Below are 18,393 nucleotides of genomic sequence, written 5' to 3' on the forward strand. Positions count from 1 at the left end.
AGAGAACCGGGTGCCCCCCTAACGGGCAGTGGTTACTGTCCGCCGCCCAGGGAATGGACGTAGACCGTCAGTTCCTTGACCGTCGTGTCGCCGAGGCGGGCCTGCCAGGCCGGCATGACGCCGTGGCGGGGCCTGCGGATCTGGCTGGCGATCTCTTCCTTCGAAGAACCATAGAGCCAGATCGCGTCGGTCAGGTCGGGTGCGCCGAAATCGACCCCGCCCTTGCCGGTTTCGCCGTGGCAGGCGGCACAATTGTCGGCAAAGATCTGCGTGCCGACCGGGTCGAGCTCGCCGCCCTGCGACAGCGCCAGGACATAGCTGGTGACTGCGTTGACTTCGTCACGCGACAGCATGTCGCCGTAAGCCGGCATTTCCGAATAGCGCGTGTCGTCGTCGCCGTCGAAGCGGATGCCGTGCGCGATCGTGGTCCGGATCGCCTCGGGCGTGCCGCCCCACAGCCACTCGTCGTCGTTGAGGTTCGGATAGCCGGCCGAACCGGCTGCGCCCGAACCGTGGCACTGGACGCAGTTGACCTTGAACGCGGCGGCGCCGGCCGCCGTGGCGAACTGGCGCAGCGTGTCGTCGGCAAGGATCTCCTCGACCGAAGCGGCAGCAACGGCGGCGACATAGTCGGACTTGGCGGTCTCGGCTGCGGCAAGCTCCTGCTTGACGTCGCCGCGGCTCGACCAGCCGATCATGCCGGAGGTTGCCGAGGTGATCATGGGCCAGGCCGGGAAGGCGATGGTGTAGATCACGGCCCAGACGATGGTGGCGTAGAAGGTATAGACCCACCAGCGCGGCATCGGGTTGTCAAGTTCCTTGATCCCGTCCCACTCATGGCCAGTCGTGGCAATGCCGGAGACTTCGTCGATATCTTTCTCGCTCATCTCAATCGTCCTCGAGAGGGATACGTGCCACCTGTTCGGCGATCTTCTTGCTACCGGGGCGGAAGGCAAACACCACCACCCCGATGAAGAAGACCGTCATGCCCGCCAGCGCCCAGGAATCGGCGAATTCGCGCATTGCGGTGTAGGTTTCCATGATCAGCGCTCCTTAGCGGTAGCCGGCAGCGTCGTCGTAGGTCGAGAAATCGACCAGCGTGCCGAGCATCTGCAGGTAGGCAACGAGCGCGTCCATTTCGGTCAGCCGCGACGGATCGCCGTCGAAATCGCCGACCTTGGCCTTGGGATAGCGCGCCAGAAGTTCGCTGGTGTCGGCATCCGGATCGGCCTGGGCCTGAATGTCGGCAACCGCGTTCTGCACCATTTCCTCGGTGTAGGGGACGCCGACGCGCTGGTTGGCGATGAGGTGCGTTTCGAAATTGCGCACGTCGAGGTTCTTGTTGGCGAGGAACGCATAGCTCGGCATGACCGATTCCGGCACCACCGAGCGTGGCTCGATGAGGTGCTGGACGTGCCATTCATTCGAGTAGCGCTCGCCGACGCGGGCCAGATCCGGCCCGGTGCGCTTTGATCCCCACTGGAAGGGATGGTCGTACATCGACTCGGCCGCCAGGCTGTAATGGCCATAGCGCTCGACCTCGTCGCGGAAGGGGCGGATCATCTGCGAATGGCAGGTGTAGCAGCCTTCACGCACATAGATGTTGCGCCCCGCCAGCTCCAGCGGCGAGTAGGGCCGCATGCCGTCTACCTTCTCGATGGTGTTCTCGAGGTAGAACAGCGGCGCGATCTCGACGATACCGCCGATCGAGACCACGAAGAGCGATCCGACGAAAAGCAGCGTGGCGTTCTTTTCGATAATCCTGTGCTTGTCCAAAAGGGACATGATCGAACTCCTATTCCGCCGGCTGCAGGGCAGGGCGCGCAGTTGCGACCTTACCGCCGATTGGATCTTCCTCGCGCTCGTGCCCGAGGATGGTTCTGGTGAGGTTGTAGGCCATGATCAGGGCACCCAGCAGGAACATCGCCCCGCCAGCAGCACGCATCACATAATAGGGGAACATGGCCGCGACCGTTTCCGCGAAGGAATAGACCAGGAAGCCCTGGCTGTCGTATTCGCGCCACATCAGCCCCTGCATGATGCCCGACACCCACATGGTTGCCGCGTAGATCACGATGCCGACCATGGCGAGCCAGAAGTGCCAGATCACCAGACGCTGCGAATAAAGCTTCTCCCGGTTCCACAGACGCGGGACCATGAAGTAGAGCGCGGCGAAGGTGATGAGGCCGTTCCAGCCCAGTGCGCCGGAGTGCACGTGGCCAATCGTCCAGTCGGTGTAGTGCGACAGCGAGTTGACCGCCTTGATGGACATCATCGGGCCTTCGAACGTCGCCATGCCATAGAACGCGATGGCAGCAACCATCATGCGGATGACAGGGTCGGTACGGATCTTGTCCCATGCGCCCGAGAGCGTCATCAGGCCGTTGATCATGCCACCCCAGGACGGCATCCACAGCATGATCGAGAACACCATGCCCAGCGTCTGCGCCCAGTCGGGCAGAGCGGTGTAGTGCAGGTGGTGGGGACCAGCCCAGATGTAGAGGAAGATCAGCGCCCAGAAGTGGATGATCGACAGGCGGTAGGAATAGACCGGACGCTCGGCCTGCTTTGGCACGAAGTAGTACATCATGCCCAGGAAGCCTGCGGTGAGGAAGAAGCCGACCGCGTTATGGCCGTACCACCACTGGGTCAGCGCGTCCTGCACGCCGGCAAACAGCGAATAGGACTGCGAGCCGAGGAAGGAGTGCGGCATCGCCAGATTGTTGACGATGTGCAGCATCGCGATGGTGACGATGAAGGCAAGATAGAACCAGTTGGCCACATAGATATGCGGCTCCTTGCGCTTCAGGATCGTGCCCATGAAGACGACGAGATAGGCGACCCAGACGATGGTCAGCCAGATGTCGACATACCATTCCGGCTCGGCATATTCCTTCGACTGGGTGATGCCGAGGAGATAGCCCGTGGCTGCCATGACGAGGAACAGCTGGTAGCCCCAGAACACGAACCAGGCCAGATCGCCGCCGAAGAGGCGCGCCCGGCAGGTACGCTGGACCACATAGAACGAGGTCGCGATCAGCGCGTTGCCGCAGAAGGCGAAGATCACCGCCGACGTGTGCAACGGGCGGGTGCGGCCGAAATTGAACCAGGGTTCGATGTTGAGGTCCGGAAACGCCAGCTGCAGCGCCACAATGACACCGACAAGAAAGCCGACGACACCCCAGAACATGGTGGCGATCGCGCCATAGCGGATGACATCGTCCATATAGGATGAATTGTCGTGTGCTGGCGCCGGCACGAAGGCGGTCCTTCGCATCAGCAGGACGCCGAAGGCGGCCACCGTGAAGAACAGCACCCACATGTGCTGTCGGAATGGCTCATCGACGCCCATTGCGGCGCCGATGAGGGCGAGGAAGGCCAAGACCCCCACGCCAGTTAGTTCTGCTCCGTATCTCATTCTCAGACCCCCGGTCGGCAGGATGACCATTGCGGATGCCGCCACGCAGGCGGCGGCACCCCATTACCTATGCCATTCCCCCGCGGCGCGATCTCCTGCCTTGATCCAGGTCAAGAGTCTGGGCCGTGGGTTGGATCATTGTGCCGCTGGTTCGCCGACAAGTGGAGGATTTGGGGGTGGAAGTGGGGTCTCGTTCAGAATGTGTTGCCGGATGCCAGCCGGTCGATTGTCCGATCCAGCTGGCCTGCGATGACGATGGCGCGCCCGCCTGCGCGCAGGTCAAGCGCAGCCACGGGCGCATTCTGCAGCTATGCGATGTTCTGGAGGAGATCGCGGACGCACTGCCGGGCCGGGTCGATCGGGGCCAGTGCCGCATCGTCGGCGACATGCTGATGCCGCTCCTGCGCTATGGCCATGATTATGAAGAACAGCACTTCTTTCCCGCCTATGAGAGGGGCGAGGCCGAACCCGGAAGCCGGGCGCAGACGATCCGCAGACTGAAGGGCGAGCACATGGCCGATGAGGGCGCGGCGCAGGATGTCGCCGATGCGCTGTCAGCGCTGGGCGATGGCGCGCCGGTGACGAATGCGGAAGCGCTCGGCTTTATGCTGCGCGCCTTCTTCGAGGCGCAGCGCCGGCATGTCGCCTTCGAGCAGGAACATCTCTTGCCGCTGGTGGTACGCCGGGCGATCTAGAGGAAAGCGCTCAGTCGCCGGCGCGACCGGCCAGCCGCACGACATTCTCGATGGTGATGCGGCGGTTGTTCTCGATGCGGATGATGCCGTCGATGCGCAGCTTGGTCAGCTGGCGGCTGACCGTCTCGATCGTCAGGCCAAGAAAATCGGCGATGTCGGAGCGGGTCAGCGGCAGGTCGAACGAGGCAGTTTCCCCGGCGCCCGCCGCGCGCGGCGCGATGTTGCGCGCGATCATCAGAAGGAAGCTGGCGATCTTTTCGGCGGCGGTCTTGCGTCCGAGCGTGACCATCCATTCGCGCGCGTCATCGAGCTCATCGAGCGCCTGGCGCAGAAGCCGGTTTTCCAGCTGCGGCTGTTCGCGCATCATTCGCTCGACGGTGCTTTTCGGGAACGAGCACAAGGACACGGTGGTCGCCGCCGAGGCGCCGATGGTGCTTTCCTCGCGGAATGGACGTCCGAGAAAATCGGGCGCAAATTGCAGGCCGACGATCTGCTGGCGTCCGTCCGGCAACGTCTTGGTCAGCTTGACGACACCTGACAGCACATTGCTGTAGCTTTCGACGCGCTCGGCATCGCCGATCAGTTCCGCGCCCTCTTCGATCACCTGCAAGTGCGACGCGCGGGCCAGTTCGGCCAGCTGCTCGCCGTCCAGCGCCCCGCAGACTCCGCGGTGGCGGGCCTCGCATGCGGTGCACAGAGCAGGCGGACTGTCGGATTGTGGGCGCAATGCTCGCTCGTCGTCGTTCGGCCGGCTCGCCGGCATCCGGAATGAATAGGTCACTATCCCCGCAAACGCCATTGATTCAAGTCAACGCGGCGTGTGTGCGACTGCGCGACACAGGCCAATGGAGAGAATGGAGACGTCTCATGAGTGCCGATACAGCGCCGCGTTATACCAGTTATCCTACCGCCCCGCACTTTCATTCTGATGTCGACGGCGCGACCGTCGAAGGCTGGCTCGCCGCCATCGGTGAGGGCGAGCGGCTGTCGCTTTACGTCCATGTGCCGTTCTGCGACCGGCTGTGCTGGTTCTGCGCCTGCCACACCAAGCAGACGTTGCGCTATGAGCCGGTGGCCGAGTTCGTGGCGGCACTGATGGCCGAGATCGAGCTGGTCGGACGACTGACCGACAAGCGCGGCAAGGTCGCGGCGCTGCATTTTGGCGGCGGCTCGCCGACGATGCTGAAGCCGGAACATCTGCATCAGGTGATGGGCGCGCTGCGCGGCCATTTCGACTTTCTGCCCGACGCCGAGATCAGCGTCGAGATCGATCCCAACGATATCGACGAGGCAAAGCTCGATGCGCTGGCTGAAGTCGGGCTGACGCGGGCGAGCCTTGGCATCCAGGATTTCGACCCGCAGGTGCAAAAGGCGATCAACCGCGAGCAGAGCTTTGCCGATACCAAATGGGTGGTCGATGGCTTGCGCGCCCGCGGCGTGCGCTCGGTCAATCTCGACGTGCTCTACGGCCTGCCGCACCAGACGCAGGAGAGCGTCGCGGCCACGATGGCGCAGGTGCTGTCGCTGCGGCCCGACCGCATCGCGCTGTTCGGCTATGCCCATGTGCCGTGGTTCAAGAAGCACCAGACGATGATCGACGAGGCAGCGCTTCCGGGGGCTGATGAGCGGCTGATCCAGTCGCAGGTGGCGGCGCGCATCGTCGCCGAAGCCGGCTACGATATCATCGGTCTCGACCATTTTGCGCTGCCGACCGACACGCTGGCAAAAGCGGCGCGCGCGGGTAAGTTGCGGCGCAATTTTCAGGGCTACACCGACGATCTGTGCGAGACACTGATCGGGTTTGGACCGTCCTCGGTGAGCCGCTACCGTCAGGGCCATGCGCAGAACATTCCGGCGACCGGCGAATATCAGCGTCAGGTCAGGGCAGGAACGCTGCCGACGGCGCGCGGCATCGTCTTTACCGATGAAGACAGGTTGCGCGGCTGGGTGATCGAGAAGCTGATGTGCGATTTCAGTTTTTCGGGAAGGCAAGCGCTGGAGCTGTTTGGCGCGGCGGCCCGCAAGGTGCTGGCGGAAGCTGCCGTGGTCAGCCAGGACGAAGCGCCCATGCTGGTGCGCGAGGGCGATTTGTTCGTGGTGCCGGAACAGCATCGCGTGCTGGTGCGTGTGGTGGCGGCGCGCTTTGATCCCTATTTTTCGAAAGGGACCGCGCGCCATTCGGCGGCGGTCTGAGTGTTGGAGCACGTCCGCTTTCTTTGAACCGCGCACGTGCTCCATCTTTTCAGGCAATGCCGGACGCTGTTCAGCGCTTGCGCACGAACTCGGTACGCAGGACGAGGCCCTTGATGGCGTCGAACTTGCAGTCGATCTCTTCCGGGTTGTCGGTCAGCCGGATCGACTTGATCAGCGTGCCCTGCTTGATCGTCTGGCCGGCGCCCTTGACCTTGAGATCCTTGATCAGGACGACGGAATCGCCATCGGCCAGCAGCGCGCCTGATGCGTCGCGCACCTCGATGGTGTTGGCAGCTGCATTGCGGGCGGCGATTTCAGACGCCGGCAGCCATTCGCCGGATACCTCGTCGTAGATATATTCGTCGTCATCAGCCATGATCATCTCCATTTATGCAGGGGCGCTCCGTTTGAGCGGGGTGATGAGGCTCCCTAACCCGCCCGACGCGGGATCGCAAATCTGCGCCGATTGCGGACAGAAAGGCTGAATATGCGATTTTTCGATTTCAGTTCGTGGCACGGGGTGATGACCACGGTGCTGGGCTTTGCGCTGTTCATGGTGCTGGGCATGGGCGTGCGGGTCTTGATGATGATGACGGTTCAGCAGCGCCAGCAGAAGATGAACCGGCAGATCAACGAACGGCTGCGCACCTTGATGGCGGCCTACAAGGTGCTCGGTGGCTCGTTTACCGGCAAGCTGCAGATCGATCCGCGCTCGCGGCGCAAATACCGTGAAGCAATGATGCAGGGGGCGGGGGCAGGCGAGGCGGCGGTGGCCGATCCGGGCACGCTGGTGCCGGAGGATGCGGTGACAAGCGAACAGGTGACCATCGTTGCGCCGGAGCCGGGTGCGACGGGGGAAGCCGGACTGCCGCAGGTCGTCATCGAGCGGCGCATCCAGATGCGCGATGCGGTGGAAGCGGCGCTGTCCGACGTGCTTTTGCTCGGCACCGAAGAGCATGTGCGGCTGGCCAGCGTTGCGGCGGCGCAGCTGGCGGCGGGACATCCGATCCAGACCGCAGAGCTGGTGGTGGCGCTGCGGGCCTATATCCGCAAGGCGCTGGGTCTTGAGATCATCCCCGACGATGTGCTGATCCCGGCGCAGGGGCCGACGCGGCCTTCCGCCGCCAGCGCCGGACGCGGCGGCAAGGGCGAGGGAGAGCGCGGCAGGGAGGGCGGTGCCGGCGGCATGGGAGGTGGCATGGGGGGTGGCGGTATGGGCGGCGGTGGCATGGGTATGGGCATGGGAATGGGGATGGGCGCGCGCCGGCTGGGCGACGACAGCTGAGCCGTGGCTCGGCAGGCGCGAAATCGTAAAGATTGACGCACCCTGTTTGTTGACTCTGTTGACCACCTCCTGTAACGGGAGGCCAAATCCGGTGCGAGTTTGCTTGCGCCGGTCGTTTCGTGTGCTGTCGGACAACCGATCAGCGCGCAAGATGGACAATCAGTCGACTGGATAAAAAGCCGGCTGGTCGCGCAAGCGACCGCAAAGCCGGACCGAACAGCGAAAGGCAAAAAAATGTTCGCAGTCATCAAAACTGGCGGTAAGCAGTATCGCGTCGCCGCTGACGATGTGTTGAAGATCGAGAAGGTTGCCGGCGAAGTCGGCGAGATCGTCACCCTGGGTGAAGTTCTTGCATTCGGCGAAGGCGCAGACGTGACCATTGGTGCTCCGTTTGTCGACGGCGCTTCGGTTGCTGTTGAAGTCGTCGAGCAGGGCAAGGCCAAGACGGTCATCGCGTTCAAGAAGCGCCGCCGTCAGAACTCGCGCCGCAAGCGCGGTCATCGCCAGGAACTGACGACGATCCGCATCTCGGAAATCCTCACCGGCGGTGCCAAGCCTTCCAAGGCAGCAGCCCCGAAGAAGGAAATCGTCGACGACGTGTCGCTGATCTCGGGCGTCGGCCCGGTGCTCAAGGGCAAGCTCGCCGAAGCAGGCATCACCTCGCTGGCGCAGATTTCGACCTTGAAGAAGAAGGACATCGCGAAGCTCGACGAAGAGCTGTCGCTGGGTGGCCGTATCGTTCGCGAAGAGTGGGTTGCACAGGCCAAGGAATTGCTGGCCGGCAAGGCACCGCGCGCCAAGGTCGATCAGGCAGCTGCAGCTGCAGCTGACGCCGAGTAAGAAATTCAGGAACTGAAGGAGAACTCCCATGGCACACAAAAAAGCTGGCGGTTCCTCGCGTAACGGTCGCGATTCCGAGTCGAAGCGCCTTGGTATCAAGAAGTTCGGCGGCGAGATCGTCGTTGCGGGCAACATCATTGCGCGTCAGCGCGGCACGACCTGGCACCCAGGCGTGAACGTCGGCATGGGCCGCGACCATACCCTGTTTGCCACGCAAGCAGGTGCGGTCTCGTTTGCGCGTAAAGCCAACGGCCGAACCTATGTATCGGTAAACCCGATTCAGGAAGCAGCGGAATAAGCCGGAACCGCACCAAGACACCGGCGCCCCATCTCGGGAACCGGTGTCCGGACAGTCCGGAAAAGGAACAAGGGGAGATGGGTCGCCATCTCCCCTTTTTCTTTGCCCGGAGGGCGCAATGGTTCTTGAGAAGGAAGATTTAGAGGACGAAAGTCCCACAATCGATTGTCCTGTTCTGGTGACGGAGCGGCTGGTGCTGCGTCCACCGCATCTGGACGACATCCCCGAGCTGGCGGAACTGGCCAACAGCCGCCGCGTCGCCGATATGCTGGGTCGCATGCCGCATCCCTATAGCGAGCAGGATGCGCGCAATTTCGTCGACAATGCGCGTAATCCGGTGCAGGCGGGCTGCAATTATGCCGTGTCGCTGGCTGGAAATGGCGCTTTCATCGGCTGCGCCGGCCTGCATGGCGGCCCGGACGGGCTGGAGCTGGGCTACTGGTTCGGCGAACCCTATTGGGGCCATGGCTATGCCACCGAGGTCGCCCATGCGCTGGTCGATCTGGCGTTCCGCGCCAGCGCGATCGAGCGGCTCTATGTCCAGTGCCGCGTCACCAACAACGCCTCGCGGCGGGTGATCCACAAATGCGGCTTCCAGTATTTCGGGCAGGGCATGCTGGAATCGCACGCCGCTGGACGGGTGCCGGTGGAGCGCTATTCGCTCGACCGGCGCACCTGGGTCAGCCTGCGCAGCTGGGGTCGAAACTGAAGCTGTTTTGGCCAGTAGATTTCAGGGTCAGGAAGGCTGGGTCAGATGATGGGCAAATGGCAGCGACGGGGCAGCTTCGGCATTCCAGTCGAACTCGACCCAGACCGGCTTGTGGTCGGAGCCGACCGCGGCGCTGTCGACGCGTACCGATTTGACCTTGGAGGCCAAAAGCGGATGGACGAAGCAGTAATCGAGCCGCTTGTGCATCGAGACATCGGCGGGGTCTTCGAGATTGACGCAGGTCTTGGCGGTGTCGCCGACCGGCAGCGCGCCGGCATCGACCGCATGGCGCGCCGAAATCGGGACGCCGAACTCGTGATCGACCGCACCGACAATGGCGTGATATTCGGGCGAGCCGGGCAGCATGTTGAAATCGCCCATGACGACATAGGTCTCCGGCACCGGCGGTTCGGGAAAGCCCATCTCGGAAATGCCGGTGATGGCGCCGCCTTCCAGCGGGTAGAGAAGCAGCCGGTCCATCAGGAAGGCGATCTGGCGCATGCGCTCGTCGGCGCCGCGATGGTCGAGATGGAGCGAATAGAAGCGGGTCGGTCCGTTGGGCGTGTCGATCAGTGCTTCGAGCGCGCCGCGCTGCAGGTTGACCTTGTCATAGCTGCGGCTGCGCGGCAGAAGGATGTTGCGCGACAACAGGATCGGCGTCTTCGACAGGATCATGTTGCCGAACTGGAGCCGCATGTCGATGGCCTTGCCGTCCTTGACGTGGGAGCCGACATCGGCTTCGAAATTGGGGCCGTAGGCGGCGAAATATTCGGACAGCGCCGCACGGATCTCGGCGACGAGATCGGCACCGCCATTCATCGGGCTGTTGCGCGTGACCTCCTGCAATGCGATGACATCGGCACCGCGAATGGCGTCGATGATGCGGGTGAGGTCGAATTTGGCGTCGCAGCCAAAGCCGAACTGTATGTTATAGCTGACGCATTTCATGCCGTTTCGTCCCCTTCGCCGTTTTGAGCGTGATTCCCTGAAGATCATGCGCTAGAGCAAGCGCTTCACAACAGAAGAACAGACAGACTGTCAATCCGATGAAATTTCTCGATCAAGCCAAAGTCTATATTCGGTCCGGCGCAGGGGGCGCTGGCTCTGTCTCGTTCCGGCGTGAAAAGTTCATCGAGTTCGGTGGCCCGGACGGTGGCGATGGCGGCCGTGGCGGCGACGTGTGGGCTGAGGCCGTCGACGGGCTCAACACGCTGATCGACTATCGCTATCAGCAGCATTTCCGCGCCCAGACCGGCGTGCACGGCATGGGTCGCAACCGCACCGGGGCCAAGGGCGCCGATGTGACGCTGAAAGTGCCGGCCGGCACGCAGATCTTCGACGAGGACAATGAGACGCTGATCTGCGACCTGACCGAAGTGGGGCAGCGTTATCTGCTCGCCAAGGGCGGCAATGGCGGATTTGGCAACCAGCATTTCAAAACCTCGACCAACCAGGCGCCGCGCCGCGCCAATCCCGGCCTGCCGGGCGAGGATCGCACGATCTGGCTGCGGCTGAAGCTGATTGCCGATGCCGGGCTGGTCGGGCTGCCTAATGCCGGCAAGTCGACCTTTCTGGCGGCGGTGACGGCGGCCAAGCCGAAGATTGCCGATTATCCGTTCACGACGCTCCATCCGGGCTTAGGAGTTGCCCGCGTCGATGCGCGCGAATTCGTCATCGCCGACATTCCCGGCCTGATCGAAGGCGCGAGCGAGGGCGTCGGCATTGGCGACCGCTTCCTTGGCCATGTCGAGCGCACGCGCGTCCTGCTGCATCTCGTCTCGGCGCAGGAAGAAGACCCGGCGCGCGCCTATGAGATCGTGCGCGGTGAACTGGAAGCCTATGGCAATGAGCTTGACGAAAAAATCGAGATCGTCGCGCTGAGCCAGGTCGACACGATTGACGCCGAAGCGCGCGAAGAAAAGCTCGCGGCGCTGGCGCAGGCCAGCGGCAAGACGCCGGTTGCCCTGTCGGCGGCAACGCGCGAGGGCGTCGAGGAGACGCTGCGCGGCCTGATCGCCATCGTGGAAGAAGCGCGCGCGCTGGAAGCGCCGGTGGAAATCGACGACCGGTGGACGAAATGACCGCACGTGCGCTGAAGGATTATCGCCGCATCACGGTCAAGATCGGCTCGGCTTTGCTGGTCGACCGGGCTTGCGGCCTCAAGCGCGACTGGCTGGCCTCGATGGTCGAGGACATTGCCGCGCTTGCCGCGCAGGGCACCGAGGTTCTGGTGGTCTCGTCGGGCGCGATTGCGCTCGGGCGCACGCTGCTGGGGCTGAAGGCACGGGCGCTGCGGCTTGAGGAAAGCCAGGCGGCAGCTGCCGTCGGTCAGATCGCGCTGGCAGGCGCATGGTCGGACGCATTGGCCAAGCACGATCTGCGCTCGGGCCAGATTCTGGTGACGCTGGGCGATACCGAGGAGCGCCGGCGCTACCTTAATGCGCGCGCCACCATCGGCACGCTTCTGAAGATGCGCGCCGTGCCGGTCATAAACGAGAACGATACGGTGGCGACCAGCGAAATCCGCTATGGCGACAATGATCGGCTCGCCGCGCGCGTGGCGACGATGATGGGCTCGGACTTGCTGGTGTTGCTGTCGGATATTGACGGGCTCTACACCGCGCCGCCGGCCCAGAACCCGGATGCGCAGTTCATTCCGTTTGTCGAGCGGATCACGCCGCAGATCGAGGCGATGGCAGGCGGGGCGGCGTCGGAATTGTCGCGCGGCGGCATGCGCACCAAGATCGATGCCGGCAAGATCGCAACGACCGCAGGCACCGCAATGGTGATTACGGCAGGCTCACGCCTGCATCCGCTGGCCGCGATCGATGCCGGCGAGCGCGCGACCTGGTTTGCCGCCAGCCCGACGCCGGTGCGCGGCTACAAGACCTGGATTGCCGGCAATCTGGAGCCTGCGGGGCGCATCAGCGTCGATGACGGCGCGGTCAAGGCGCTCAAATCGGGGAAATCATTGCTGGCCGCAGGCGTGACGCTGGTTTCGGGTGGCTTTTCGCGTGGCGATACGGTTGCAATCCTTGACCCGGCCGGACGCGAGATCGCGCGCGGTCTGGTCGCCTATGATGCACCCGAGGCGGTGCGGATCGCGGGGCTGAAGACGACGGAAATCGAGGCTGCGCTGGGTCATGAAGCCCGCTCGGCCATGGTGCATCGCGACGATCTGGTGATGTCGCGCGGACTGGAAACGGAGATCGGTCATGCTCAAAGCGCATGAGACGCACGAAACGGATGTGGCACCTGTGATGGCGCAGGTGGGTGTGAAAGCCCGCGCCGCTGCCCGACCGTTGGCGCTCGCAAGTGCAGAGCGCAAATATGCCGCGCTGATCGGCATGGCCGAAGCCGTGCGCCTTGGCGCACAGGACATTCTCGACGCCAATGCCATCGACCTTGCCAATGGCGAGGAAGCCGGGCTGTCGCCGGCGATGCTGGACCGGCTCAAGCTGACCAAGGATCGCATTCGCGGCATCGAGGACGGCATCCGCACCATTGCCGAACTGAAAGACCCGATCGGCGAGGTGATTGCTGAATGGGATCGTCCCAACGGCCTGCATATCGAGCGCGTGCGCACGCCGCTCGGCGTCATCGGCGTGATCTATGAAAGCCGCCCGAACGTGACGGCGGATGCCGGCGCGCTGTGCCTGAAGGCGGGCAATGCGGTGATTTTGCGTGGCGGGTCGGATTCGATCAACTCGTCGGCGGCGATCCATGCCTGTCTGGTGAAGGGCCTCAAGGCCGCAGGTCTGCCGGAAGACGCCATCCAGATGGTGCCGACGACGGATCGCGCCGCTGTCGGCGAGATGCTGAAAGGTCTTGGCGGCAATCTCGACGTGATCGTGCCGCGCGGCGGACGCTCGCTGGTCGAGCGGGTGCAGACGGAAGCGCGGGTGCCGGTGTTTGCGCATCTGGAAGGCCTGTGCCACCTTTATATCGACAAGTCGGCCAAGCTTGACATGGCGGTCGAGATCGCGCTCAACGCCAAGATGCGGCGCACCGGGATTTGCGGCGCGGCGGAAACGCTGCTGGTCGACCGCGCGGTGAAGGACACGCATCTGGTGCCGGTGCTGGAAGCGCTGGCCAAGGCCGGCTGCGAGATCCGCGGCACGGATGAGGTGCAGGGGCTTTATGGCGCGGCCAAGCCTGCCGACGATAAGGACTGGGCGAGCGAATATCTCGACGCGATCATTGCGGTGAAGCTGGTTGACGGCGTCGGTGACGCCATCGAGCATATCGAACGCTGGTCCTCGCACCACACCGAAGCCGTGGTGGCCGACGATGCGGCGGTGGCTGAACGCTTCTTCAACGAGATCGACTCGGCGATCCTGCTGCACAATGCCTCAACACAATTTGCCGATGGCGGCGAGTTCGGCATGGGCGCGGAAATCGGCATCGCTACCGGGCGCATGCATGCGCGCGGCCCGGTCGGTGTCGAGCAGCTGACCTCGTTCAAATATCGCGTGCGTGGCAACGGGCAGGTTCGCAGTTAGGTGGAGGAGGCCGTCGCTCCGCACTATCTGCGCATGCCGCATGTCGAAAAGCGCATGCAGGTCGGCTTGTTCGGCGGCTCGTTCAACCCGCCGCATGACGGCCATGTGCTTGTCGCCGAAACGGCCATGCGGGTGCTCGAACTCGATCAGCTGTGGTGGATCGTGACGCCGGGAAATCCCCTGAAGGCGGGGCGCGAGATCGCGCCGCTGGCAGAGCGGATCGCGCTGTCGGAACAGATCGTCCACGACCCGCGCATCAAGGTCACGGCGTTCGAGGCGGCGTTCAGCGTGCGCTATACGGCGGATACGCTGGGGCTGGTGCAGACGCGCAATCCAGGCGTCGATTTCGTCTGGGTGATGGGCGCGGACAATCTGGCGGGTTTCCATCTGTGGGAGCGCTGGCGCGACATCGCCGCAACCATGCCGATTGCGGTGATCGACCGGCCCGGCTCGACGCTGGCGCTGGGCTCGTCGGTGATGGCGCGCAGTTTCGAAGCTGCCCGCATCCCCGAGCGCGACGCCGCAAACCTTGCAAGACGGGCGCCACCGGCCTGGACTTTCATTCACGGCCCGCGCTCGTCATTGTCATCGACGGCGCTGCGGGCCGCACGTTCCGGCAGTTCGTCTTGAAACTGACGCCATAAACTGCCTATCTATAGTCTGCCAGCGCAACGATGCGCATGGCGGGCTTGTTCTTGTCGGAAAGGAAAGACACTGAGAACAGCACTAGAGAAGAAGGCGGAACTCCAGCCTTCGCCGGCAGAGGTAAGCGGCATTGACCACGTATCTCGCGCCCTCGAACTCGTCCTTGCCAGTCTCGATGACTCCAAGGCAGAAGATATCGTCTCGATCAATTTGCAGGGCAAGTCCACACTCGGTGACTATATGGTCATCGCGTCGGGACGCTCGCATCGGCATGTTGCTGCCGTCGCCGATCATCTGATCTCGGCGCTGAAAGATGCCGGGCTCGGTTTCCCGCGTGTTGAGGGAATGAGCGGCGCCGACTGGGTGCTGATCGATACCGGCGACATCATCGTCCATATCTTCCGCCCCGAAGTCCGGGAATTCTACAATATCGAAAAGATGTGGCTTACGCCGGATCTGGACGACGACACCGTGCACTGAAGCTCTGATTGCCGGCTGCGTCCCAAGGGACGCACGGCGATCCGACGAGGTGCGGCGGGCTGCGGAAGGCAGGACATGCGTATCAGCGTTCATGCTGTCGGGCGGATGAAGGCCGGCCCCGAGAGGGAGCTTGCCGAGCGCTATTTTTCGCGGTTTTCAAAGTCGGGACCGGCGATCGGGCTGGACTTTGGCGGGGTCAGCGAGATCGCTGAAAGCCGCGCGCGCAGTCTTGACGAGCGCCGTCGCGAGGAAGCTGCGGCGCTGGAGGCGCATGGGCGCGACGCCGTGCTGTTCCTGCTCGATGAGCGCGGCAAGAACCCGACCTCGGAAGAATTGAGCGCGCGTATCGGGCGGTTGCGCGATGATGGGCGCAAGCACCTCGTCTTTGCGATTGGCGGCCCGGACGGTCATGATGCCAGCTCGCGCGCGGCCGCCGACACGATCCTGTCGTTTGGCGCGCAGACCTGGCCGCACCAGCTGGTGCGGGTGATGCTGGCCGAGCAGCTTTACCGCGCTTCCACCATCCTTTCGGGGCACCCCTATCATCGCAGCTGAGATTGGGCCGACTCCGCCCCAGTTGCGCCGATCTTATGGTTGAGGCTTCGTTAACGCAGCAGCGGTAGTCTGCTTCACCATCTCAATGACGGATCATGACTGGCCGGATCGCACGCAGTTTCCTTACGACCGTTACAGCCGGGCTTCTTCTGGGCGCCGCGGCGGCGGGCGTGTGGGCGCAGGATTTGCCGGCATTGGAGGCGCAGCGCGACGAGCAGCAGGGCAAGTTCGGCCGGATCACCGAGGAACTGACGCTGTCGAAAGAGCGCGCACAGGAAATCGCAAGCGAGATCGAAACGATCCGCAAGGATCATGCGAGCCTGTCGGCGGCACTGGTGCAGGCAGCCAAGACCGAGCGCAAACTGGCCGAGGAGGTCAGCGAGATCGCCAACCGGCTCGACCTTCTGGCGATGCAGGAGAAAGACCTGCGCGATTCGCTCAATGAGCGGCGTGGCGTGCTGGCCGAAGTGCTCGGCGCGCTGCAGCGCATGGGCCTCAACCCGCCACCGGCAATTCTCGTCAGCCCGGAAGACGCGCTGTCGTCGGTGCGCAGCTCGATCCTGCTCGGCGCGGTGGTGCCGGAACTGCGCGCCGAAACGACGATCCTGATCGGCGATCTGCAGGAGTTGGCGCGGCTGATGGCGACCATCGAGAACCAGCGCGAGCGGCTGACGCAGACCGTCTCGGCGCAGATGGAAGAGCAGGAGCGCCTGTCGATACTGGTCGACGAGAAGCAGCGCCTGCAGGCGGCGACCGAAACCAAGCTGTTGCAGGAAGAGGCGCGCGCGTTTGAATTATCGCAACAGGCCGCGACGTTGCGCGAGCTGATAGACGCGCTGGAGGGCGAGATCGAGATGGCGGCGCGCCAACCAGCGGAGCCGGACCTGCCGACGGAGCCGGGCCGGGTGACGCCGTCGCAACAGTTCAGGCTGCCGGGCGCGCTGCCTTTGCAGGCTTTGCTGGGCAAGCTGGAACTGCCGGTGACAGGCGAGTTGCAGCTGCGTTTCGGGCAGAGCGACACCCATGGCGGGACCATGCAGGGCGACATGGTTGCGACACATTCGACGGCAATTGTGACCGCCCCGGTGAGCGCGTCCGTGCTCTATGCGGGACCGTTCCGTTCCTACGGCCAACTCTTGATCCTCAATGCCGGCGGGGGTTATCATATCGTGTTGGCGGGTATGGCGAGAATCAGTGTGTCGCCCGGTCAGTCCGTTCTGGCAGGTGAGCCGGTGGGGCTGATGGGCGAGGCGAGAGTGGCGAGCGCGGTGGCGTTCGCGCAGGAGAATACCGGACCGGAGCTCTACGTCGAGTTTCGCAAGGATGGCAAACCCGTCGATCCGGCCCCGTGGTGGGCGGAACGAAGTTCTGGAAGGACCGCAAATGATACGTAAATCATTGACGCTGCTGTTTGCCGGTGCGCTGTTGGGCGCTTCCGCCATGAGCCTTGTCCAAGGCGCAGGCGGGGTCGCGGCAAATGCGGCGGGGTCCGAGACCTATCGCCAGCTGGCGATCTTCGGCGACATCTTCGAACGCGTGCGCGCCCAGTATGTGACGCCGCCCGAAGACGACAAGCTGGTGGAAAGCGCCATCAACGGCATGCTGACATCGCTTGACCCGCATTCGTCCTATCTCAACCCGGAAGCGGCGCAGGACATGCGCGTGCAGACACGTGGCGAATTCGGCGGCCTCGGCATCGAAGTGTCGATGGAAAACGAGCTGGTCAAGGTGATTGCGCCGATCGAAGGAACGCCCGCAGAGCGTGCCGGCGTTTTGTCCGGTGACCTGATCTCGCAGATTGACGGCACCGAAGTGCGCGGCCTGACGCTGTCCGACGCGGTCGACAAGATGCGCGGCGCGGTCAACACGCCGATCGAATTGACGATCATTCGCGAAGGCGCGACCGAGCCGATCAAGCTGACCATCGTGCGCGATGTCATCAAGGTGCGCGCGGTGCGCCATCGCGTCGAGGGCGATGTGGGCTATGTGAAGATCAACTCCTTCACCGAAAAGACCTTCGACGATCTGCAGGCCGCGATCAACGACATCAAGAAGCAGGTGCCGGACGACAAGCTGAAGGGCTATGTGCTCGATCTGCGTCTCAACCCCGGTGGACTGCTCGATCAGGCGGTGAGCGTGACCGACACGTTCCTCGACAAGGGCGAGATCGTTTCGACGCGTGGCCGCGATCCCAAGAACATCACCCGCTTCGATTCGCGGGCCGGCGACATGATCGACGGCAAGCCGCTGGTGGTGCTGATCAATGGCGGCTCGGCAAGTGCCTCGGAAATCGTTGCCGGTGCGTTGCAGGATCATCGCCGTGCGACGGTCGTGGGCACGCAGTCCTTCGGCAAGGGCTCGGTGCAGACGATCATTCCGCTGGGCGAAAATGGCGCGCTGCGGCTGACCACGGCGCTTTACTACACGCCATCGGGCACTTCGATCCAGGGCAAGGGCATCACGCCGGACATCAAGGTCGATCAGCCGCTGCCGGACGAATTGCTGGGCCGCGATGTTTCGCGCGGCGAATCGAGCCTGCCGGGCCATATTCGCGGTGCTGAGGAAGACGATGCCGGGTCGGGCTCGGTCGCCTATGTGCCGCCGGAGGCAAAGGACGACGTGCAGCTGAACTACGCGCTTGATCTTCTGCGCGGGGCGCAGACCCATGCCGCCTTCCCGCCAGACCCGGACAAGGCAGTGCTCAACCAGTAGCCGGTCAGCGGTTCTGGAACTGGACAATGAAATTGCGCTGCGCCGGCATGTCTGGAAGAGA

Annotated in this window: 21 protein-coding genes; 14 read left to right on the forward strand and 7 right to left on the reverse strand. The window is 63.6% G+C overall.

Annotated elements, in window-relative coordinates; all coding sequences use genetic code 11:
• Positions 1-32 precede the first annotated feature (32 nt).
• From ccoP to ccoN, 4 genes are read right to left on the reverse strand one after another with little or no spacing between them, the layout of a single operon-like run.
• Complete coding sequence (gene ccoP, locus BMZ42_RS03600; RefSeq protein ID WP_091518730.1) at positions 33-887, reverse strand: cytochrome-c oxidase, cbb3-type subunit III; 855 nt, start codon at positions 885-887, stop codon at positions 33-35.
• Between the two features lies 1 nt (position 888).
• Complete coding sequence (locus BMZ42_RS03605) at positions 889-1,041, reverse strand: cbb3-type cytochrome c oxidase subunit 3 (protein ID WP_091518732.1); 153 nt, start codon at positions 1,039-1,041, stop codon at positions 889-891.
• A gap of 12 nt (positions 1,042-1,053) precedes the next feature.
• On the reverse strand, positions 1,054-1,785 hold the full coding sequence (gene ccoO / locus BMZ42_RS03610; protein WP_091518734.1) for a cytochrome-c oxidase, cbb3-type subunit II: 732 nt from the start codon (positions 1,783-1,785) through the stop codon (positions 1,054-1,056).
• A 10-nt stretch (positions 1,786-1,795) separates the two neighbouring features.
• On the reverse strand, positions 1,796-3,418 hold the full coding sequence (ccoN, locus tag BMZ42_RS03615) for a cytochrome-c oxidase, cbb3-type subunit I (protein WP_091518971.1): 1,623 nt from the start codon (positions 3,416-3,418) through the stop codon (positions 1,796-1,798).
• 125 nt (positions 3,419-3,543) lie between these two features.
• Between ccoN and BMZ42_RS03620 the strand changes: the two genes are divergently transcribed.
• On the forward strand, positions 3,544-4,113 hold the full coding sequence (locus BMZ42_RS03620; RefSeq protein WP_244523141.1) for a hemerythrin domain-containing protein: 570 nt from the start codon (positions 3,544-3,546) through the stop codon (positions 4,111-4,113).
• A gap of 10 nt (positions 4,114-4,123) precedes the next feature.
• Here the strand turns inward: BMZ42_RS03620 and BMZ42_RS03625 are convergent, their stop codons facing one another.
• Positions 4,124-4,876 carry a Crp/Fnr family transcriptional regulator gene (locus tag BMZ42_RS03625; protein ID WP_091518975.1) on the reverse strand — a complete coding sequence of 251 codons (753 nt, stop codon included), beginning with the start codon at positions 4,874-4,876 and terminating at the stop codon, positions 4,124-4,126.
• A 104-nt stretch (positions 4,877-4,980) separates the two neighbouring features.
• On the opposite strand from BMZ42_RS03625, the gene hemN reads away from it, so the two are divergent.
• The gene (gene hemN, locus BMZ42_RS03630; RefSeq protein ID WP_091518738.1) at positions 4,981-6,306 is read left to right on the forward strand and encodes an oxygen-independent coproporphyrinogen III oxidase; all 1,326 of its coding nucleotides are present in this window, start codon (positions 4,981-4,983) and stop codon (positions 6,304-6,306) included.
• Between the two features lie 70 nt (positions 6,307-6,376).
• Here hemN and BMZ42_RS03635 read toward each other — a convergent pair whose 3' ends face one another.
• Entirely contained in the window at positions 6,377-6,682 is a 306-nt protein-coding gene (locus BMZ42_RS03635; RefSeq protein ID WP_091518977.1) for an alkylphosphonate utilization protein, read from the reverse strand.
• A gap of 111 nt (positions 6,683-6,793) precedes the next feature.
• On the opposite strand from BMZ42_RS03635, the gene BMZ42_RS17920 reads away from it, so the two are divergent.
• The 4 genes from BMZ42_RS17920 to BMZ42_RS03655 all read left to right on the forward strand — a co-directional run bounded on the left by BMZ42_RS17920 (position 6,794) and on the right by BMZ42_RS03655 (position 9,438).
• Positions 6,794-7,591 (forward strand): hypothetical protein, encoded by a 798-nt coding sequence (locus tag BMZ42_RS17920; protein ID WP_091518740.1) that lies wholly within the window; start codon positions 6,794-6,796, stop codon positions 7,589-7,591.
• Positions 7,592-7,825: 234 nt separating this feature from the next.
• Positions 7,826-8,431 carry a 50S ribosomal protein L21 gene (rplU, locus tag BMZ42_RS03645; protein ID WP_091518980.1) on the forward strand — a complete coding sequence of 202 codons (606 nt, stop codon included), beginning with the start codon at positions 7,826-7,828 and terminating at the stop codon, positions 8,429-8,431.
• A gap of 28 nt (positions 8,432-8,459) precedes the next feature.
• Positions 8,460-8,729 carry a 50S ribosomal protein L27 gene (rpmA, locus tag BMZ42_RS03650; RefSeq protein ID WP_091518742.1) on the forward strand — a complete coding sequence of 90 codons (270 nt, stop codon included), beginning with the start codon at positions 8,460-8,462 and terminating at the stop codon, positions 8,727-8,729.
• A gap of 118 nt (positions 8,730-8,847) precedes the next feature.
• Positions 8,848-9,438, forward strand: a complete 591-nt coding sequence (locus tag BMZ42_RS03655; protein WP_091518744.1) for a GNAT family N-acetyltransferase — start codon at positions 8,848-8,850, stop codon at positions 9,436-9,438.
• 27 nt (positions 9,439-9,465) lie between these two features.
• On the opposite strand, the gene BMZ42_RS03660 is transcribed toward BMZ42_RS03655, so the two are convergent.
• Entirely contained in the window at positions 9,466-10,386 is a 921-nt protein-coding gene (locus BMZ42_RS03660; RefSeq protein ID WP_091518747.1) for an endonuclease/exonuclease/phosphatase family protein, read from the reverse strand.
• Between the two features lie 98 nt (positions 10,387-10,484).
• On the opposite strand from BMZ42_RS03660, the gene obgE reads away from it, so the two are divergent.
• The 8 genes from obgE to BMZ42_RS03700 all read left to right on the forward strand — a co-directional run bounded on the left by obgE (position 10,485) and on the right by BMZ42_RS03700 (position 18,332).
• The gene (gene obgE, locus BMZ42_RS03665) at positions 10,485-11,519 is read left to right on the forward strand and encodes a GTPase ObgE (RefSeq protein WP_091518748.1); all 1,035 of its coding nucleotides are present in this window, start codon (positions 10,485-10,487) and stop codon (positions 11,517-11,519) included.
• A complete protein-coding gene (gene proB, locus BMZ42_RS03670; protein ID WP_091518751.1) occupies positions 11,516-12,670 on the forward strand; it encodes a glutamate 5-kinase in 1,155 nt (384 codons plus the stop codon). Before obgE ends, proB begins: the two co-directional genes overlap by 4 nt.
• A complete protein-coding gene (locus tag BMZ42_RS03675; protein ID WP_091518753.1) occupies positions 12,654-13,940 on the forward strand; it encodes a glutamate-5-semialdehyde dehydrogenase in 1,287 nt (428 codons plus the stop codon). The genes proB and BMZ42_RS03675 overlap by 17 nt, the downstream gene beginning before the upstream one ends.
• 33 nt (positions 13,941-13,973) lie before the next feature.
• Complete coding sequence (locus BMZ42_RS03680) at positions 13,974-14,570, forward strand: nicotinate-nucleotide adenylyltransferase (protein WP_091518982.1); 597 nt, start codon at positions 13,974-13,976, stop codon at positions 14,568-14,570.
• Positions 14,571-14,654: 84 nt separating this feature from the next.
• Positions 14,655-15,065, forward strand: coding sequence for a ribosome silencing factor (rsfS, locus tag BMZ42_RS03685; RefSeq protein ID WP_091518756.1), 411 nt, complete (start codon positions 14,655-14,657; stop codon positions 15,063-15,065).
• 75 nt (positions 15,066-15,140) lie between these two features.
• Positions 15,141-15,620 carry a 23S rRNA (pseudouridine(1915)-N(3))-methyltransferase RlmH gene (rlmH, locus tag BMZ42_RS03690; protein ID WP_091518758.1) on the forward strand — a complete coding sequence of 160 codons (480 nt, stop codon included), beginning with the start codon at positions 15,141-15,143 and terminating at the stop codon, positions 15,618-15,620.
• Between the two features lie 95 nt (positions 15,621-15,715).
• On the forward strand, positions 15,716-17,014 hold the full coding sequence (locus tag BMZ42_RS03695) for a murein hydrolase activator EnvC family protein (RefSeq protein WP_091518761.1): 1,299 nt from the start codon (positions 15,716-15,718) through the stop codon (positions 17,012-17,014).
• Complete coding sequence (locus tag BMZ42_RS03700) at positions 17,004-18,332, forward strand: S41 family peptidase (RefSeq protein ID WP_091518763.1); 1,329 nt, start codon at positions 17,004-17,006, stop codon at positions 18,330-18,332. The genes BMZ42_RS03695 and BMZ42_RS03700 overlap by 11 nt, the downstream gene beginning before the upstream one ends.
• Positions 18,333-18,393 lie beyond the last annotated feature (61 nt).

This window comes from Aquamicrobium aerolatum DSM 21857 (genome assembly GCF_900113935.1).
Classification (GTDB): domain Bacteria; phylum Pseudomonadota; class Alphaproteobacteria; order Rhizobiales; family Rhizobiaceae; genus Aerobium; species Aerobium aerolatum.